Annotated in this window: 14 protein-coding genes and 1 pseudogene; 5 read left to right on the forward strand and 10 right to left on the reverse strand. The window is 71.8% G+C overall.

The window, feature by feature from the left end; genetic code table 11:
- Positions 1–236, forward strand: a pseudogene (locus EYA84_RS10105) (oxidoreductase); the annotation flags it as partial.
- Between the two features lie 45 nt (positions 237–281).
- Here the strand turns inward: EYA84_RS10105 and EYA84_RS10110 are convergent.
- Positions 282–3,917 (reverse strand): ABC transporter ATP-binding protein, encoded by a 3,636-nt coding sequence (locus EYA84_RS10110; RefSeq protein WP_131052776.1) that lies wholly within the window; start codon positions 3,915–3,917, stop codon positions 282–284.
- A 124-nt stretch (positions 3,918–4,041) separates the two neighbouring features.
- Positions 4,042–4,881 carry a DUF4081 domain-containing GNAT family N-acetyltransferase gene (locus EYA84_RS10115; protein WP_131052777.1) on the reverse strand — a complete coding sequence of 280 codons (840 nt, stop codon included), beginning with the start codon at positions 4,879–4,881 and terminating at the stop codon, positions 4,042–4,044.
- Positions 4,882–5,066: 185 nt separating this feature from the next.
- On the opposite strand from EYA84_RS10115, the gene EYA84_RS10120 reads away from it, so the two are divergent.
- Positions 5,067–5,651, forward strand: a complete 585-nt coding sequence (locus EYA84_RS10120; protein WP_131052778.1) for a PadR family transcriptional regulator — start codon at positions 5,067–5,069, stop codon at positions 5,649–5,651.
- Between the two features lie 407 nt (positions 5,652–6,058).
- On the opposite strand, the gene ispG is transcribed toward EYA84_RS10120, so the two are convergent.
- The 5 genes from ispG to EYA84_RS10145 all read right to left on the reverse strand — a co-directional run bounded on the left by ispG (position 6,059) and on the right by EYA84_RS10145 (position 11,653).
- Entirely contained in the window at positions 6,059–7,231 is a 1,173-nt protein-coding gene (ispG, locus tag EYA84_RS10125) for a flavodoxin-dependent (E)-4-hydroxy-3-methylbut-2-enyl-diphosphate synthase (RefSeq protein WP_131052779.1), read from the reverse strand.
- Positions 7,232–7,240: 9 nt separating this feature from the next.
- A complete protein-coding gene (locus tag EYA84_RS10130; RefSeq protein ID WP_131052780.1) occupies positions 7,241–8,491 on the reverse strand; it encodes an RIP metalloprotease in 1,251 nt (416 codons plus the stop codon).
- Positions 8,491–9,702 (reverse strand): 1-deoxy-D-xylulose-5-phosphate reductoisomerase, encoded by a 1,212-nt coding sequence (gene dxr, locus EYA84_RS10135; RefSeq protein ID WP_131052781.1) that lies wholly within the window; start codon positions 9,700–9,702, stop codon positions 8,491–8,493. The genes EYA84_RS10130 and dxr overlap by 1 nt, the downstream gene beginning before the upstream one ends.
- Positions 9,703–10,366: 664 nt before the next feature.
- Positions 10,367–11,083 (reverse strand): endonuclease V, encoded by a 717-nt coding sequence (locus EYA84_RS10140; RefSeq protein WP_131052782.1) that lies wholly within the window; start codon positions 11,081–11,083, stop codon positions 10,367–10,369.
- A gap of 15 nt (positions 11,084–11,098) precedes the next feature.
- Positions 11,099–11,653, reverse strand: a complete 555-nt coding sequence (locus EYA84_RS10145; protein ID WP_131052783.1) for a GNAT family N-acetyltransferase — start codon at positions 11,651–11,653, stop codon at positions 11,099–11,101.
- Between the two features lie 94 nt (positions 11,654–11,747).
- Here EYA84_RS10145 and EYA84_RS10150 point away from each other — a divergent pair, with 94 nt between their 5' ends.
- Together EYA84_RS10150 and EYA84_RS10155 are read left to right on the forward strand one after the other, a co-directional pair.
- Positions 11,748–12,614, forward strand: a complete 867-nt coding sequence (locus EYA84_RS10150; RefSeq protein ID WP_131052784.1) for a YhjD/YihY/BrkB family envelope integrity protein — start codon at positions 11,748–11,750, stop codon at positions 12,612–12,614.
- A gap of 43 nt (positions 12,615–12,657) precedes the next feature.
- Positions 12,658–14,253, forward strand: coding sequence for an NAD(P)/FAD-dependent oxidoreductase (locus EYA84_RS10155; RefSeq protein ID WP_131052785.1), 1,596 nt, complete (start codon positions 12,658–12,660; stop codon positions 14,251–14,253).
- A gap of 117 nt (positions 14,254–14,370) precedes the next feature.
- Here the strand turns inward: EYA84_RS10155 and EYA84_RS10160 are convergent, their stop codons facing one another.
- On the reverse strand, positions 14,371–15,318 hold the full coding sequence (locus tag EYA84_RS10160; RefSeq protein WP_131052786.1) for a pyridoxamine 5'-phosphate oxidase family protein: 948 nt from the start codon (positions 15,316–15,318) through the stop codon (positions 14,371–14,373).
- A 152-nt stretch (positions 15,319–15,470) separates the two neighbouring features.
- Entirely contained in the window at positions 15,471–17,048 is a 1,578-nt protein-coding gene (locus tag EYA84_RS10165) for a Rieske 2Fe-2S domain-containing protein (protein WP_131052787.1), read from the reverse strand.
- 227 nt (positions 17,049–17,275) lie between these two features.
- Here EYA84_RS10165 and EYA84_RS10170 point away from each other — a divergent pair, with 227 nt between their 5' ends.
- Complete coding sequence (locus EYA84_RS10170) at positions 17,276–17,497, forward strand: DUF2631 domain-containing protein (RefSeq protein WP_131052788.1); 222 nt, start codon at positions 17,276–17,278, stop codon at positions 17,495–17,497.
- Positions 17,498–17,590: 93 nt separating this feature from the next.
- Here EYA84_RS10170 and EYA84_RS10175 read toward each other — a convergent pair.
- Positions 17,591–18,328, reverse strand: a 738-nt coding sequence (locus EYA84_RS10175) for a cell division protein DivIVA (RefSeq protein ID WP_201272348.1), incomplete at its 5' end; no start/stop codon positions are given.

The raw sequence follows: 18,328 nt of genomic DNA on the forward strand, positions 1-18,328 counted from the left end.
AGACAGGCTACCAGGTGCCGGCCGCCGCCCGGATCCGCCGCGAGGCACGGGTACCCACCGGCGCGGTCGGCCTGATCGTCGCGCCCGCACAGGCCGAGGCGATCCTCGCCGACGGCGCAGCCGATCTGGTGCTGCTCGGCCGGGAACTGCTGCGAGACCCGTACTGGCCGCGCCGGGCCGCCGCCGAGCTGGGCGCCGAGACGGACTGGCCGCACCAGTACCGCCGGGCGGTCTGACCCTGAAGCGGCCGCGCCGGACCGGTCGGTCCGGCGCGGCCTTGGTCACCCGGCCAGGTGGCCCCAGCGCGGCGCCAGCTCGCGCCACGGCCCCTGCGCCCGCACCGCACCGTCGACGAGCACCACCACGTGGTCGGCCCGCACCAGGGCGGCCCGTTTGGAGGTGGAGCCGACCACGGTCACGCCCCGTTCGCGCAACGCCTGCCAGAGGGCCAGCTCGGTGGTGACGTCCAGGGCGGACGACACGTCGTCGGCGACCAGCAGTTCGGTACGCGGTGCCAGCGCCCGGGCCAACGCCAGGCGCTGCAACTGCCCGCCGGAGAGCCGGGTGCCCTTGTGCCCGATGAGCAACGCCAGGCCGCTCCCGGTGGCGGCCAGGTCGTGTTCGAGCTGGGCGGTCGCCACCGCGTGCGCCGGGTCCACCGGGTGGCCCAGGGTGATGTTGTCGGCGACGGTGCCGGAGAGCACCCGGGGCAACTGGCCGACGTAGCCGACCTGGTTCGGGCGCAGGAACAGCTCCGGCTCGGTCACCGGTTCCCCGTTCCAGGTCATCGACCCGGTGTGCGGGGCGATGCCGGCCAGGGCGCGCAGCAGCGAGGACTTGCCCGCCCCGACCGGGCCCACCACCAGCACCAGCTGTCCACGCTCCACGGTCAGGTCGACATCGCGTACGGCGACCGTGCCGTCGGTGTGCCGGACGCCGAAGCCGACCAGTTCCAGCCGCCGCAACGGGGTACGCGGGGCCACCGGCGGGGCGGAAGCCGTACCGGCCACCAGGTCCATCCCGGGCACCCGCGCCGAGTACGCCTCGATCCCGGTCATCTCCGCCGTCCGCCGCGTCCACACCCGCGCCGAGGGCACCTGGGAGATCAGCGAGGCGGTCGTCCAGGCGAACCAGCGCGCCGCGCCCAGCGTGGCGACCGAGACCAGTGCCGCCCCGGCGTTGATCGTGCCGGCCAGGAAGAGCGCCCAGACGGCGATCGGCAGCAGGCCGCTCGCCATCGACGGGGTGGAGCGGGCCCAGACCTGCACGGCGATCTCCCGACGCTGCCGGTCGCTGCGGACCGTGTCCAGGTCGGCGAGATGGGTCAGCACCGGCCGGGTCGCCCCGGCGAGCTTCACCGTTCGGGCGGCCGACAGTGCCGACACCAGCGCGGTGGCGAACGCCGCGCGGGCGGTGACGGTCTCCCGCGCCGCGCGTTCCAGCCGGGGACCGAACGCCGTGGCGGCGAAGCCGGAGAGCAGCATCGTGCCGAGGAAGAACATCCCCGGGACCACGCTGCCGGTGATCAGGGTCATGCTGACCAGCAGGAGCACGCCGACGGTCTGGTCCAGCACGTTGTCGGCGAGCTGCACCACCCGCTCGGTGTCGCCGCCCTGCGCCACCACCTCGGCCGGGGTGTGCCGGCTGACCCGGCGCGGGCCGGTCTGGCCGTACACCAGGCGGGCGCTGATCCGCAGCATCTGCCGTACCCACCAGGCCGGGAACCACAGGTGCGTCCAGTAGTGCGCGGGGATGGCGAGGACCAGCCCCGCCGCGATGCCCAGCGCGGGCAGCCACGGGTCACCCGTGCCGTCGACCACGTCGGCCCAGAGCCAGGCCAGGATCGGGCCGTCCAGGCTCAGGACGGCCAGCACGGCGAAGATGCCCACCGCGGCAGCGCCGTAGCGGGGGTCGTTCAGACAGAGCCGGAAGATCTCCCGCAGCGTCCGCGCCCGGGAGGCCGGCCGCCGCTCGCCTTCCGGGTCCGCACCGCCGGCGACGGTGGTGGTACGTGTGGCGTCGCGCCCGCCGACCTCCCACGCGGTGATCTCCCGCCCGTCGGTCGGCGCGACCGGCTCGGGCCCGACGACGGGCGCGGGATCCACCACGGTGGTCAGCGTGGGCGACCCGGTGAAGCGGTGGCCCTCCGTGACCGCACCGGTGACGCCGACCAGTGCCGGTTCGCCACGGGAGCGGTCGGTACCCGGAGCGGCCGTACCGACGGTGTCGGCGCGCGGGTCGGCCAGCAGGTCGGCGTCACCGGCGGCGAGGAGTTCGGCGAAGCGACGTGACCGGGCCAGCGGGGCCGCCTCGACCACCGCGCCGTCGGCCAGCACCACCACCTCGTCGCACTGGCGCACCGAGGAGAGCCGGTGCGCGATGACGATGCCGATCCGGTCCCGCAGCAGTCGTTCGGTGGCCTGCTGCACCCGCGCCTCGGTGACCGGGTCGAGTCGGGCGGTGGCCTCGTCGAGGATCACCACGTGCGGGTCGCGGACCAGGATGCGGGCGAACGCGACGAGCTGCTCCTGCCCGGCGGAGAGCACGTGCCCGCCCTCGCCGAGCCGGGTGTCCAGCCCGGCGGGCAGTTCGGCGATCCAGCCGGCCAGGCCAAGTTCGTCCAGGGCCCGCGCGGCGGCGTCGAGCAGCTCGGGGTCGAACAACGCGACGTTCTCGGCGAGCGTGCCGGCGAGGATCTCGGTGCGCTGCGGCACCACGGCGATCCACCGGCGCAGCAGGTCCACGTCGAGGTCGCGCACGTCACGCCCGCCGAGCAGCACCGTCCCCGGTGGCACGTCCACCGCCCGGGTGAGCAGCTTGGCCAGCGTCGACTTGCCCGAGCCGGTCCGCCCCACCAGGGCGTAGGAGCGGCCCCGGGCGAAGGTCAGGTCGATCTCGCGCAACGCCGGGCCCCGGTCGGCGTCGGCGGACGGGTAGTGGAAGGTCAGGTCGCGGATGACCAGGTCACCGTCGATCGGGGTGTCCCCGCCGACGGGTTCCTGGGCGGCGCTCTGGAGCAGTCGTACCCGGCCCCACGCGCCGAGGGCGTACTGCACCTCGGGCACCATCCGGCTGACGTGCTCGACGGTCATCCCGAGCGATAGGGCGAGCAGCCAGATCGCGGTGAGTCGGGCGGAGTCGACCCGGCCGGTGGTCAGCGCCCACACCCCACCGAGCACGACCAGCGCGACACCGACCCGGGTCACCCCGGCGGCCACGGTGTTGACCTGGGCGGACAACCGCCACACCCGCCAGCCGCGCCGCAGCACCTCGGCCGCCCGGGCGGCGTAGAGCCGCAGCACGTACGGGCGGGCCAGGCTGGTGCGCACGTCGTCCTGCCCGTGGATGGACTCCTCCATCACCGCCGCCAGGTCCGACCAGGCCGCCTCCTCGTGCATCCGGGCGGGGGCGATCCGGCCGGCGGGCCGGCGCATGGTGACCGCGAGCAGGACGCAGAGCAGCAGCATGCCGAGTCCGGCCGGCCACCAGACGGTGATCGCGACCAGCGTGGAGAGCAGGCCCACCGCCAGCGACTGGGCCAGCCGCACCCCGGGGCCGCGGACGCCGGAGGCGACGTCGTACACGTCGCCGTCGATCCGGTCGAGCATCTCGCCGACCGGCGTGGTCTCCAGGGCGGGAATCGGCTGGCCCATCGCCACCCGGCACAGCCGACGCCGCAGGTCGGCGGCCCAGTCGGCGGTCACCCCGGCCATCACCAGGCTGACCACCAGGTCGCTGGCGACCACCACGACCAGGGCCACCGCGAGCAGCGCGAAGAAGCCGACGGAGCGGTGCACCAGCACCGGACCGGCGAGCGCGGCGGTGGCCGCCTGGCCGATCCCGCCGAGCACGATCAGGGCGACCACCAGGGTCATCCGGCGCGAAGAGGTGACCCACAGATCACGGAGCAGGCGCATGGGTCGGTTCCTCCGGTTTCGTGGCGGAGGTTCCAGCCTGCGTTGCGCGACCGCGCAGCTCAACGCATTTTTGCCAGAGGCAGATCACCTGGTGGCGGCGGCTGCCGGACGGCAGCGGGCCAGGTCAGAAGAGCACGGTGGCGAGGGTGCCGACGGGCCGGAATCCGCAGCGTTCGTAGACCCGCCGGGCGGGCAGGTTGAAATCGTTGACGTACAGGCTGACGCTCGGGGCGACCCGGGCCAGCGCGTCGCGGACCACCGCCGCCATCGCCGCCGTGGCGATCCCCCGGCCGCGCCACTCCGGCGCCACCCAGACCCCCTGGATCTGCGCGGTGCGCCGGGTGACGACCGCGAGCTCGGCCTTGAAGACCACCCGGCCGTCGACGAAGCGGGCGTACGCGCGGCCGGAGCGGATCATCTCGGTGACCCGACGGCGGTACCCGCGCCCGCCGTCCTCGGCCAGCGGCGAGACGCCCACCTCCTCGGTGTACATCGCCACCGCGGCCGGGAAGAGCAGGTCGACCTCGCTGCCGCGGACCAGGCGTACCTGCGGATCGGCGCGGACCTCGGGCATCGCCTCGGTGGCCAGCAGCGGCTGGTTGGGGCGGACGTCGCGGGCCGGTCCCCAGGTGCCGGCGAGCCGGTCCCAGAGTTCCAGGACGGCGTCGGCGCGCCCGACGATGGAGGAGCAGAGCCGCTCCTCGCCGGAGAGCAACTCGGCGAAGGCGGCGACGGCCTGCGACGAGGCGAGGACCGGGGTGAGGTTGCCGCCGAGCCAGCAGACCGATTCGAGCTGGCGGCGGGAACCGTAGCCGAGTACCCGGCCCTCGGCCCGCCACCACGCCAGTCCGCGCGCGGCGACCCGCTCCGCGACCTGCGCGCTCGCGTACGGGTCGGAGTCGAGCAACCGTTCGACCGCGCGACGTTCCGACTCCCCCAGTTGCCGCACCGGCGCCGTCAACACGGTTACAGCCTGCCAGATCCGTCCGGAACGCGGTGGCGGACAGTGACCGGTGCCCGACGGGCGGACAGGCCGCTACCGGACGGTGTGCCGCAAAGCACCACACCCCTCCTCCGATGACTTGTCGGCGATGCGTTTCCGATATATCGTCGATGCATCAGAGACAGTTCGACGAAGGAGACGGTCTGATGAGGTTCCACCCACGGGCACATGCCCTGCACGAGGCCCGGATGCGCGGTTTCGGTTTCCCACCCTTCCCGCCCGGTCCGCCCTTCCCGCACGGCGGGCACGGTCACGGTCACGGCCGGGGCGGACGGGGACGGGGGCGGGGACGCCGCCCGAACGTCCGGGGCGCGGTGCTCGCGCTGCTCACCGAGCGGCCGATGCACGGCTACGAGATGATCCAGGAGATCGACTCCCGCACCGGGGGCGGCTGGCGGCCCAGCCCCGGCTCGATCTACCCGACCCTCCAACTCCTGGAGGACGAGGGCGTCATCGCCGCCACCGAGGAGTCCGGCGGTGGCCGCAAGCGGTTCACCCTCACCGAGCAGGGTCGACCCGAGGCCGAGACGGCGGCGCAGACGCCCCCCTGGGCGGAGGTCGCCGAGGACACGATCAACAGTTGGCACGACATCCGCGAGGCCGGCGCGCAGGCCATGAACGCGCTGCGCCAGGTGATGATGACGGGTACGGACGACCAGCGCGAGCGGGCCGCCCAGGTGCTCGACGAGACCCGCCGCAAGCTGTACGCGATCCTCGCCGAATCCGAGTGACCGCCGTCCCGCCCGACCGTCCGCGGATCCGCCGCCCCGTCGGCGGCCCGAGAGGATTGCTCTCGGGCCGCCGACGAGCAGCACGAACACACCGGCGCCGCGCCCGCCCGCGCCCGAAGGCACCCTGATGTGCCCTGATGTGCCCGGAGGCACCCTGATGTGCCCGGAGGCCGCCCGGAGGCGCCCTCAAGATCATGCTCGATCCTGGATCGAGTGGCTTCAGCGTCGCGACGAGACAACTCGATCCCGGATCGAGCATGATCTCGCCGTGTCGCCCGGGACGGGCGGGACAGGCGCGACCGGCGGCGACACGCGACGGTGCAGTCCCTGGGCGGTCGTGGGGCACGTGCCGGGCGCGTCGACGGGCGGCCACCCGAGGGTGACCGCCCGTCGGTGTCGCCGATGGGTCAGTGGACGCTGACGGTGGCGCCGGGCAGCAGGCCGCGCAGTTCCTCGGGCAGCTCGGCACCCATCTCGTCGGCCAGTCGCAGCGCCTCCTCGATCAGGGTCTCCACGATCTGCCCCTCGGGCACGGTCTTGATGACCTGGCCCTTGACGAAGATCTGCCCCTTGCCGTTGCCGGAGGCGACACCCAGGTCCGCCTCACGCGCCTCGCCCGGGCCGTTCACCACGCACCCCATCACGGCGACGCGCAGCGGCACCGGCAGGCCCTCCAGCCCGGCGGTGACCTCCTCGGCCAGCTTGTAGACGTCCACCTGGGCTCGGCCGCAGGACGGGCAGGAAACGATCTCCAGGCCGCGCTCGCGCAGCCCCAGCGACTCCAGGATCTGCGCGCCGACCTTGATCTCCTCGACCGGCGGCGCGGAGAGCGACACCCGGATGGTGTCGCCGATCCCCTCGGCCAGCAGTGCCCCGAAGGCGACCGCCGACTTGATGGTCCCCTGGAACGCCGGTCCGGCCTCGGTCACGCCCAGGTGCAACGGGTAGTCGCACTGCTCGGCGAGCTGCCGGTAGGCCCGGATCATCACCACCGGGTCGTTGTGCTTGACCGAGATCTTGATGTCCCGGAAGCCGTGCTCCTCGAAGAGCGAGCACTCCCAGAGCGCCGACTCGACGAGCGCCTCGGCGGTGGCCTTGCCGTACTTGGTCAGCAGACGCTTGTCCAACGAGCCGGCGTTGACGCCGATCCGGATCGGCGTACCGGCAGCGGAGGCCGCCTTGGCGATCTCGGCGACCTTGTCGTCGAACTGCCGGATGTTGCCCGGGTTGACCCGCACCGCCGCACATCCGGCGTCGATCGCGGCGAAGACGTACTTCGGCTGGAAGTGGATGTCGGCGATCACCGGGATCTGCGACTTGCGCGCGATCGCCGGCAACGCCTCCACGTCGTCCTGGCTGGGCACCGCCACCCGGACGATCTGGCAGCCGGAGGCGGTCAGCTCGGCGATCTGCTGGAGGGTCGCGTTGACGTCGGAGGTGAGCGTGGTGGTCATCGACTGCACGGAGACCGGTGCCCCACCACCGACCGGCACCGAGCCGACCATGATCTGACGGCTCGCCCGTCGGGGTGCGAGCGGTGGCGGCGGCACGGCGGGCATACCGAGACTGACAGCGGTCACTTCAAGCACTCACCTTGAGAAGATCGAGATCGGGTTGACGACGTCCGCGGTGATCGTGAGCAGCGTGAACGCGCCACCGATCAGGATCACCGCGTACGTGACGGGCATCAGTTTGAAGTAGTCGACACGGCCCGGGTCGGGCTTGCGCAGCAGCGCGTACACCCAGGAACGGACGCGTTCGAACCAGGCGATGGCGATGTGCCCACCGTCCAGTGGCAGCAGCGGCAAGAGGTTGAACACCCCGATGAAGAAGTTCAACGAGATGAACAGCATGATGAACAGTTCCCAGGCGTCGTTTGCCACCGCCTCGCCACCGAGGATGCTGGCACCGACCACGCTGATCGGGGTATCCATGTCCCGCTCGCCGCCGGTGATGGCGGTCCAGAGGGCGGGGATCTTCTCCGGGAGCCGCTGCAACGCCTGCACGGTGGCGACCGCCATGTCACCGATGAAGGTGCTGGTCGCACCGATCGCGTCGATCGGGCCATGGGAGATCAGACCCGGGGTCGAGACGACCAGACCCACGCCGAGCGCGGAGACCTCGGTGACCGGCCCGTTCGGGTCGTCGATCGGCGGGCGCTTGGTGGTGGCCAGGGTGGTCTCGGCGGTGCCGGGCTGACCGTCGCGGACGTACCCGAGGGTGGCGGTGCTGCCCGGCGTGGTGGTCCGCAGCGTGGTCAGCAGGTCGCCGTAGCTGGTGATCGGGGTGCCGTTGATCGAGGTGATCCGGTCACCGTTCTGCAACCCGCCGGCACCGGCCGGGCTCGGCGCGTCACCGGACTCGCAGACCCGGTAGGTGGTGTCCGGCAGGACGCACTCCTGGATCGCGATCACCGCCGGCTCGGCGCGGATCTGCTCCTCGGTGCTCGGGAAGTTGGGGTTGGGCAGGCCGAACGTCATCGCCGCCAGCCAGGCCGCGAAGATCGCCAACCCGAAGTGGGTGATCGAGCCGGCGGACATCACGATCGTGCGCTTCCACACCGGGTAGCGCCACATCACGCGCTTCTCGTCACCGGGCTCGACGTCGTCGTCCTGCGGTGTCATACCGACGATCTTGCAGAAGCCGCCGAGCGGGATGCCCTTGAGGCCGTACTCGGTCTCGCCCCTCTTGAAGGAGAAGATGGTGGGGCCGAAACCGACGAAGTAGCGGGTGACCTTCATCCCGAAGGCCTTGGCGGTGATCATGTGGCCCGCCTCGTGCAGGCTCACCGAGATGAGGATGCCGAGGGCGAACAGCACCACCCCGAACGCGAACGACATCAAGCTCCTTCCACCGCAGCAGCGATGATCTCCTGCGCGTGCCCGCGCGCCCACGACTCGGCTTCGAGTACGTCCTCGACGGTACCCGGTTCGTCGAAATCGGGAGCGTCCTCCAACACCCGCTGTAGCGTGTCCACGATGCCGAGGAACGGCAGTCGTCCGGCGACGAACGCCGCGACGCACTCCTCGTTGGCCGCGTTGTAGATCGCCGGCCGGCAGCGCCCCGTCTCGCCGGCCGCCTTGGCCAGCGCCACCGCCGGGAACGCCTCGTCGTCCAGCGGCGTGAACTCCCAGGTGTGCGCCGTGGTCCAGTCGACGGCTACGGCGGCGTCGGCCACCCGATCCGGCCAGCCCAGACCCAGCGCGATCGGCAACCGCATGTCCGGCGGGCTGGCCTGGGCCAACGTCGAGCCGTCCACGAACTCGACCATCGAGTGGATCACCGATTGCGGGTGCACCATCACGGTGATGTCGGCGTACGGCACGTCGAACAGCTCGTGCGCCTCGATCACCTCCAGCGCTTTGTTGACCATGGTCGCCGAGTTGATCGTGACCACCGGCCCCATGTTCCAGGTCGGGTGCGCAAGCGCCTGGTCCGGCGTCACCGCCGTCAACTCGTCGCGCCGCTTCCCCCGGAACGGCCCGCCGCTGGCGGTGACCACCAGCCGCCGCACCTCACCCCGACTGCCGCCGCGCAGACACTGCGCCAGCGCCGAGTGCTCCGAGTCCACCGGGACGATCTGCTCCGGCCGCGTCACCGCCGCCTTGACCAGCGAGCCGCCGGCCACCAGGGACTCCTTGTTGGCCAGCGCGAGCGTACGCCCGGCGCGCAGCGCGGCCAGCGTCGGCGCGAGCCCCAGCGACCCCACCACCCCGTTGAGCACGACGTCGCACGGCCACTGCGCCAGCTCGCTCATCGCGTCCGGCCCGGCCACGATCTTGGGCAGCTTGAAGTCGCCGCTGGTCCAGCCCCGTCGACTCGCCTCGGCATAGAACGCGAGCTGGAGATCCTGCGCGGCGGACGCCTTGGCCACCCCGACCGCCTCGACACCGAGTTCCAGAGCCTGGGCGGCGAGCAGCGCGACGTTGCCGCCACCGGCACCGAGCGCCACCACCCGGAAGCGGTCAGGATTACGCCGCACGATGTCGATGGCCTGGGTACCGATCGAACCCGTACTACCCAACAGCACAAGATCGCGGGGGGAGTTCACGCCGCCATTGTTCACCACGCCGCCTTGGTGCAAGGAAGGGCACCTTATTAACGCCTCCGGTAGAGCACGGGTCCCCTGCTAACACCTGCACCCAGCGGTGCACCGCTCGCCACTCGACTCTGCCGGACCATCGCAGACCGCACCGCACGCCGACCGCCGCAGCCCGCACCGCACGCCTCGCACAGGTCGGCCATCGCAGACCGCGCCGTACGCCATCGCGCGAACTGTCCGACCACCGCCGTTCGGGGCACTCGACCGACCGGTGCCCGAGACCGGGCTGCGTGGGTGCCGTCGGCGGAGCGCGCTCAGCACGAGGAGACGCGACCTGCCAAGGCGAGGTGGGTAGATCTGTTGTCGTCCCAGCGACAACAGATCTACCCACCTCACCCGACGACGCCCCGGGTGAGCCCGACGATCAAAGGTCCAGGGTTCACGAAGCTGTGGTTGCCCGCGATCATGGAGTTGTGGGTGACACTTCGCGCTGGTCCACGGCTTTTGCGGCGTGCACAACTCCATGATCGACGAGGGTGGTGACGGGGTGCCGCGAATGGCGCGGGAGAGCCGGTCGGGACCGCGCACCGGGAAGGTCACCTGTCGGCGCGATCACGTCGACCCGCCAGCCGGCATGGCTCCATTTCTGCGCGGAAACGCCACCGCCTATGTCTCACGAGGTGTAGGGACCGGACGTGTCCTGACGAAGGGCTTCGCGGGACAGGAAGTCGGCGCGACGGATCACGTCCGGCAGGCGGTAGCGCGGGCTCAACGCCAGCGTCAACGCGGTCACCCGGTCCAGGTCGGTGCGGTGGCCCACGGAGACGAAGACCGGCTTGACGTCGGTCTGCGTACGCAGGGCGTGGCCGAGCACGTCGTCACCGTCGCGCAGTACCGACCGGTCGCCCCGGCGCGGGCCGGGCTCGGCGTACGTGCCGACGAAGGGGGTCTTGGCCACGCCGAACGTGGGCAGGCCGGTCACCACGCCCAGGTGGCAGGCCAACCCGAACCGCCGTGGGTGGGCGATGCCGTACCCGTCGCAGACCACGGTGTCGGGACTACGGTCGAGCCTGTCCAGCGCGGTGAGCAGCATCGGCACCTCGCGGAAGGCCAGCAGCCCGGGGACGTACGGGAACGTCACCTCGCCGGGGACGACGACGGTCTCCACCTCGACGCCGCTGGTCAGGTCGACGAGCACGGCGGCGGCGGTGACGCGGGTGGAGGTCTTGTCGTAGGAGACGTCGACGCCGGCCACCAGGGTCGGCTCGGTCGCCGGGCCGTCGGTCAGGTCGAGGTGCCGGCGCAACTCCTGTTGGACGTGCTCGGCCTCGGCGACGGTGCGCACCTCGACCCGGTCTCGCGACAGCCGGTGTGTGGGGAGGATCGCCATGATGCGGAGACCGTCCTACGTCGACAGCTGGTGGGGCGTCAGCACGAAGGTCTCCACCTCGGTGCCGCCGTACCAGTCGGTGCGCCGGCCCAGGTGGGTCATGCCGAGCCGGCGGCAGACCGCCGTGGACCGCTCGTTGCCCGGCATCACCACGGCGTACACCCGCTCGGTGCCGGTGGCGAACTCGCGGGACAGCACCGCCCGGGCCGCCTCGGTGGCGTAGCCGTGCCCCCACGAGTCGGGGTGCAGGTGCCAGCCCACCTCGATGTCGTCGGTCGGCGTCATGCCGTCGGCCCCGGGCAACGGCTTGAGCAGTACGCTGCCCGCCACCACTCCGGTCTCCCGGACCTCGATCGCCCAGAGGCCGTACCGGCCGGCGTACGGGGCGTACCGCTCCCGCCAGGCGGCGAGCCGGGAGGCCGCCTGGTCGGGCTCGGTCAGTCGTCCGGCTCCCCCGCCCAGCCAACGCATCACGTCCTCGCGGGAGTAGAGGTCGTAGAGCCGGCTCAGCTCGTCCGGCGTGTCCCGCCACTCGCGCAGCAGCAGGCGCTCGGTCACGTCCACGGTCATGGCCGCCGATCGTAACGACGCCGACCGCCGCGCGTTGGGTGTGCTGCCGGCGACACCAGGCGTGGGCGCAGCCGCGAGGGGGAAGAGAAGCGGGATGGGCGGTGCGTGGCAACGAACCAGACGAATCACCCGGGCCGCCTTCCGCCCGGTACGCGGACGGGACCTGTCCCTGCATGCCGCCGCGATCACCTTCTACGGGGGCATCGCGGTGGTGCCGGTGGCGCTGCTGGCGATCTGGCTCACCGCGCTGCTCGCCGGAGGCGACCGGGTGCGCCGGCTCACCTCGTACGCCGTGGAGGCCCTGCCGGACGCCATCGGCGCGCCCCACGCGGTGGCCGCCCTGGTCGACGCCGGGGTGGGTCTGACGCCGTGGCTGGCGCTGGCCGCGCTGCTGCCCGCGTCGCTCTACGGCGAGGGGTTGCGTCGGGCGTTCGTCTCGGTCGCCGCGCCCCGCTCCGACGAGCACCTGGTCGGCTGGCGGGGCCGGGTGCTGCTGCTGCCGCTGCTCGCCCCGGCACCGGCCCTGCTGCTGTCGATCCTGCTGGCGCTCCCGACCACCACCGAGCTGGTCCGGCGGGGCGGCTGGGCCGGCGCGCTCGGCGTGGTGCTCTCCTTCCTGGCGGTGTGGCTGGTGCTCACGCCGGTGCTGGTCTGGGTCTTCCGGGTGGTCGGCCCGGCGTCGCCGGACTGGCTCTCCACGTTGGCGGTCGGGTCGTTCACCGCCGCCAACCTCTCCGGCTTCCTGCACGGTTTCGTGCTGTTCGCCTCGCTCCCGCTCGACCTGGGCGTGCCCTTCGGTGGCCTGGTCGAGGTCGGTGCCGCCGTGGCGGTGCTGCTCTGGCTCTATCTCTTCCACGTGATCGTGCTGGCCGGCTACTCCGCCACGCTGGCGCTGGCCGGTTGGCGTACCCGCCGCGCCGCCCGCGCCGACGACGGCTCACCGGCCCCGTCACCGGCATGATCAACTGAGCCCGGACCAGGTGCGGACGGGTTAGGGTTCGGGGATGAGGGGTGAGGTTCCTGGGCGCACGGACGTGGTGGTCGTCGGATCCGGACACAACGGGTTGGTCTCCGCAATCCTGCTGTCCCGGGCCGGCCTGGACGTGCTCGTGCTGGAGGCCGCCGACGTGATCGGCGGCGCCACCCGTACCGAGAACCCCTTCCCCAAGGTGCCCGGGCTGCGCCACTCCACCGGCTCGTACCTGCTCGGTCTGATGCCCCCGGAACTGCTGTCCGCGCTCGACGTGCGCATCCCGGTGCGTCGCCGGGACCCGCACTACTTCCTGCCCACCCCGGGCGGCGTCGGCTCGCCGTACCTCCTCTTCGGCACCGACGACGCCGCCACCCGGGCCCAGCTCGCCGAGTTCTTCTCCCCCGCCGACGTGGCCGCCGACGACGCGTTGCAGGCCGAACTGGCCGCCCTGCGCACGGACCTCGCCCCCGCCTGGCTGGCCGAACCGCTGCCCGCCGAGGAGACCGCCGACCGCTACGTGCGGCCCGAGCTGCGGCAGGTCTTCGTCGACCTGGTACGCGGCTCGGTCGCCGACTACCTGGCCCGCTTCGACTTCCGTTCCGAACTGCTGGTCAGCATGTACGCGGTCACCGACGGCCTGTCCGGCCTCAACGCCGGCCCGGACGACCCCGGCACCGGGCACAACTTCCTGGTGCACAACATGTGCCGGCTCCCCGGCTCGGACGGCACCTGGATGATCGCCGAGGGCGGGATGGGCACCGTGTCGCGTACCTTCGCCGACGCGGCGCGTGCCTCCGGCGCCCGGATCGTCACCGGCGCCCCGGTCACCGCGATCACGCTCGACGGCGGTGCCGCCTCCGGAGTCGTCCTCGCCGACGGGCGGCAGGTCGAGGCCGAGGTGGTGCTGGGCGCCTGCGACCCGTACCGGCTGATGGCGCTGCTGCCCGACGGCGCGTTGCCGGCCGAACTCGGCGAACGGATGACGGCGGTCCGGCGCACCGGCACCACGCTCAAGCTCAACCTGGCCCTGCGCGACCTGCCCCGCTTCTCCTGCCTGCCGCCGGACGCGCCCAGCCCGTTCGGGTCCACCATCCACCTGCTACCCGGATCGGCGTCGCTGGCCGGCGGTGGGGGCGAGTCGCCGATGGCGGCGCTGCGCGCGATGTGGGCCGACGTGCAGGCCGGACGGCTGCCGCAGGAGCCGACCATCGAGTGGTACCTGCACACCACCGTCGACCCGTCCCTGGCCGACCCGGACGGGCACCACTCGTCGGCACTGTTCGTCCAGTCCGTGCCGTACGAGCTGACCGGCACCACCTGGGACGCGGCCCTGCCCGGGTACGTCGACCGGCTGGTGGAGATCTGCGAACGGTACGCCCCCGGCACCGGCGATCTGATCGCCGACGCGGTGCCCCTGCCACCGCCCGGCATCGAGGCGCACTTCGGCATCACCGGCGGACACATCCACCACGTCGACAACACCGTCTCGTTCACCGACCGGATGCCGTACGCCACGGGGGTCGACGGGGTGTACGCAGGCAGCGCGGGCTGCCACCCTGCGGGCAGCGTGATCGGTGCCGCCGGACACAACGCCGCCCAACGCATCCTCGCCGACCTGGGCGGCTGAGCCACCCCGCCCACACCGAGGGGTGCGGTGTAAGGAAGGGCACCCTATTAACGCCTCGTGTATAGGAGGGGTCCCTTCCTAACACCTGCACACCTAACACCTGCACACCTGCACGGCTCAGTCAGCCGGGCGCAGGGCGCGGTAGGCCGCCCACGGGACGGCGGGACGCGGCAAGCCTCGCCGGTCCAGGTAGCGACGGGTCGCGGCCCGGGTGGTCCGCACCGTACGCAGCGAATCCGTCATCCGGGCCTTGTGCCGTGCCGCCGGCTCGACCAGTCTGTGCGGGCGCAGCGTCCAGCCGTCGGCGCTACGGACCAGCTCACCGCGCACGTTGGCGTTGTGCAGGCTCCACAACTGCGCGTCGTGCCGGTGCACCAGCAGACTCGCCGCGCCCTCGACCGGGTCCACCCCGTCCGGCACCACCACCCGGTAGCCGCCCGACCCGGCAGTCGCGGTGGTCCGCACCAGCAGCGGTGCGCCGGCACCGTCCCGGGCCGCCAGCACCACACTGGGGTACGCCGCCAGCACCTCCGCGCCGATCAGCGGAGCCGCCGCCCCGCTCTCAGCCGACACCGCACCGGCTTCGGTGGTGGTCGGCAGCGGACGGGTGGTCACCTCGGTCGGGGTGACGGTGATCAGCAGTCGCATGAAGTAGAAGTCGGTGAACATGGTCGCCGGCCAGTCGAGGTACTTGCGGCAGTTCGGCTGACGCTGGAACATCCGGGTCCAGAAGACGCCCAGGTCCCCGGTCGGCTCGGTGTGCACCTCGTCGGGGCAGTGCGCCGTGCCGCGTACCAGGATCTGCTCGGGTGTGGTCAGGCCGCTGGCCGTGGGGTCGGAGAAGAGCAGCGCCACCCGGCCGTCGCGGCGCACGTTGAACGCCTTCTGCGGATACCCCAACGAGGTGGTGAGCATGATCGTGCCGTCCGGACGGAGCAGCCCGGACGTCGGCCAGGCGACCGGTGTGCCGTCCTTGGCGAGCGTCGCCAGCTCACAGGTGCGGTACGCGGAGATCGTTGAGCCGAGCGCGGATTCGGACACGATGACGCCGGGGGACGATTGCATGCCCGGAATCGTAGTCAGCGTCGCAATTCGACGGTTACGCCACCCATGGCACCTCGGCGGCCGGCCCGAGATGCTCGGCCGCCGGCCCGAGATGTTAGGAAGGGCCCCCTACTATGCACGAGGCGTTAATAAGGTGCCCTTCCTTACATCCGTCAGGTTGCGGGCTGCGGGCTCTCCGGAGCCTCCTCGCCGACCCGGTGAGCGCGGACCTTGTGCCCCACGCTGGTCAGGCAACGGCCGCTGGGCAGGTCGAAACGCCATCCGTGCAGCTGGCAGGTGAGCTGGTCGCCCTCGACGATGCCGAACCGGCTCAGGTCGGCCTTCAGGTGCGGGCAGCGCCGCTGCACCACCCAGTCGCCCAGGGTGATGTCCTCGGCGTCCACCGCCCGCTCGTGCTCGTCGTACCAACCCTCGGCGTACTGGAGGCGCTCGGTGGAGAGGCACTTGAAGAAGGCGTACACGAACTCGTTGTACTGGCCGATCCGGGCGGCCGAGAAGCGGCAGGAGAGGAAGAGCGAGTTGACCCAGTCCACCTCGTCGATGTGCAGCAGGTGCTCCACCAGCGCCCGTTCGGTGCGGAACCGGTAGCGCACCTTCTCGTCCGCGTACGGCCGGACCTGCTTGCCGGGGAAGTCGACCACGATGGATTCGATGCTCTCGCCGTCGTAGCCCACCAGGTCGAAGCGGACCGGACCACCGACACCCTTGGCGAGATAGATCGACTCGTCCAGCAGCGGCTCGATCCGGCGCTTCATCTCCTTGAGCACGTCCACCTCGGGGTGCCGCCAGGACGCCTTCTCCGCCTCGATCACCGGCCGCTTGCGCTCGCGCATCTCCTCCAGGTGGGCGACCTTGTTCGCGAAGAACTCCTCGATCGGGACCGGGTGGGTGGTGGTCGCCCCCTCGGTGGTCACCTCGGCGACGCTGCCGGGCAGCAGCACGATGCCGTTGGTGCCGCCGACCTTGGCGTACTCGCTCAGGAAGACCGACTGGTCGGGGAAGATGTTCCCCTCGTCACCGAAGATGTCGTTGAACTGCCACAGCTCGTCGTCGAGGAAGCACGGCGGGCCGGCGATCGGGAAGACGTGGTCGGCCTTGAGGTCGTCGATGTAGCGCCAGGTGCGGTCGAACTGCCGGTCCCGCTTCTGCTTGCCGAACGCCGTCTTCGCCGACTGCGGCAGCTCGTAGACCATCGGGTACCAGATCGCGCCGGAGAATTGGAGCAGGTGTGCGTGCACGTGTCCCAGCTCGGCGAAGGTGGTCAGGTCGGTGGGACGGGCGTCGTTCTGGTTGAGCAGCCGGACACCGTCGTACTCCACCCAGAGTGAGGAGTCTCCGATCGGGCCGTCGGTCGGGCTGGTCAGCGCCTGGATCATGATCTTCAGGCCACCGTCCAGCTCGTACACCTCCTCGTTGCGGGTCTTCAGGAACTTCGTGAAGCCCAACGCCCGGAACTCGTCCTCCATCTCCGAGGTGGGGAACTCCGGCAGCAGCACGGTGGCCTTCTTCGACACGTACCGCTTCAGGTGCGCCGCGTCGAAGTGGTCCCGGTGCAGGTGCGAGACGTACAGGTAGTCGACGTCGCCGAGGGTCTCCCAGTCGAGCAACGAGTTGTCCGGGAACGGGAACCAGGAGGCGAAGTAGGCCGGGTTCACCCACGGGTCGCACAGGATGCTGCCCGCAGCCGTGTCGATCCGCATGCTCGCGTGCCCGGTACCGGTCACTCGCACCGCAGTTCCCCCTCAAAAAAGACAATCAAGGTGTACGTCAGAACGCTACCGGAGGCAGTCTGGTCTGCGCCCCGCGACGCCGCCATAGTCGCCCGCCCCACCCGGCCGGGCCGAAGGTCCCGAGGTAGGAACGGCCCGTCCGGCCCCGCGTATCCGCCCCACCGCAGGTCCCCTCCCGGGTGGCGTGCCAGACTAACCGGAGATCCGAACGCGAGGAAGGACCGACAGTGGCGGGAAGCGAGCCGGTAACGTCGCCAGACCAGCACAAGCCCGGGCACCGCAAGGCCGGGCGGATCGGCGCGGTCCTCACCGCGTTCGCGATGCTGGCCATGCTCTGCGGCAACCACGAGGGCAGGGTCGAGGACCTCTGGCTGATCGGGGTCGCCGCGCTCCTGCTGCTCATCGTGATCGGCGACTCGGTGCTGCGGCGCAACGGCCTGCGCTCCTGAGCCGACCGGAGACACGACGTACGACGAGGGCCCGTCCCCCAGGGGGCGGGCCCTCGTCGTGCCGCCAGGCAGGGCGGCTCTCGTCGTGGTGTCTCAGCGGCCGAAGAGGATGTCCTGCACGTTCTTCAGCGCGGAGTCGACCTCGGCCTCGAAGTAGCCGCCCTGCACGAGCCCGAACCGGAGCGTGTCCAGGTCCTTCGGGTTGACCGGCATCGGGTTCCGGCCGGCCATCCCACCGAGCAGGGTGTCGAAGAACCGGTCCACCTGGTCGGGGTCGTACCCGCTGCCGAAGCGACGCACCTGGAAGCTGCGCCTGATCTCGTCCACCCGGTAGAGGTCGCTGCCGGGCGGCCCGGCCATCGGCGGGCCGGTCATGGCCGGCGGGGCACCCAGGGAGGGCACGCCCATCGACGGGCCGCCGATCGCCTGCTGCGGCAGGCCGGGTGGGCCTCCCTGCGGGCCACGACGCGGCTCGCGGTCCGGCATCCGGATCTCCGCGGTCATGTCGGCCCGACCGTGGCGTCCCGCCTCGAAGCCGTCGAACCGCTGCTCGTCCGGCGGACCGTAGCCGCCCCGACCCTCCGGTGGGCCGTATCTGCCCCGACCCTCCGGCGGACCGTATCCGCCCGGACCGTCCGGCGGACCGTAGTCCGGTGCGCCGTACCCACCGGGGCCGTCCTGCGAACCGTACCCACCTGGGCCGTCCGGCGGACCGTATCCGCCGGGACCGTCAGGTGAGCCGTACCCACCCGGGCCGTCCTGCGGGCCGTACCCGCCGCGCCCCTCGGGCGGACCGTACCCGCCGGAACCGGCGGGCAGGCCGCGCGGCGG

It is taken from the genome of Verrucosispora sp. SN26_14.1 (assembly GCF_004307965.1).
Lineage (GTDB): Bacteria > Actinomycetota > Actinomycetes > Mycobacteriales > Micromonosporaceae > Micromonospora.

Coding starts and splice junctions, on each gene's coding strand:
- EYA84_RS10110 (WP_131052776.1), bottom strand. CDS start 3,917: ATGCGCCTGCTCCGTGATCTGTGGGTCACCTCTTCGCGCCGGATGACC.
- EYA84_RS10120 (WP_131052778.1), top strand. CDS start 5,067: ATGAGGTTCCACCCACGGGCACATGCCCTGCACGAGGCCCGGATGCGC.
- EYA84_RS10130 (WP_131052780.1), bottom strand. CDS start 8,491: ATGTCGTTCGCGTTCGGGGTGGTGCTGTTCGCCCTCGGCATCCTCATC.
- EYA84_RS10140 (WP_131052782.1), bottom strand. CDS start 11,083: ATGGCGATCCTCCCCACACACCGGCTGTCGCGAGACCGGGTCGAGGTG.
- EYA84_RS10145 (WP_131052783.1), bottom strand. CDS start 11,653: ATGACCGTGGACGTGACCGAGCGCCTGCTGCTGCGCGAGTGGCGGGAC.
- EYA84_RS10150 (WP_131052784.1), top strand. CDS start 11,748: ATGGGCGGTGCGTGGCAACGAACCAGACGAATCACCCGGGCCGCCTTC.
- EYA84_RS10155 (WP_131052785.1), top strand. CDS start 12,658: ATGAGGGGTGAGGTTCCTGGGCGCACGGACGTGGTGGTCGTCGGATCC.
- EYA84_RS10160 (WP_131052786.1), bottom strand. CDS start 15,318: ATGCAATCGTCCCCCGGCGTCATCGTGTCCGAATCCGCGCTCGGCTCA.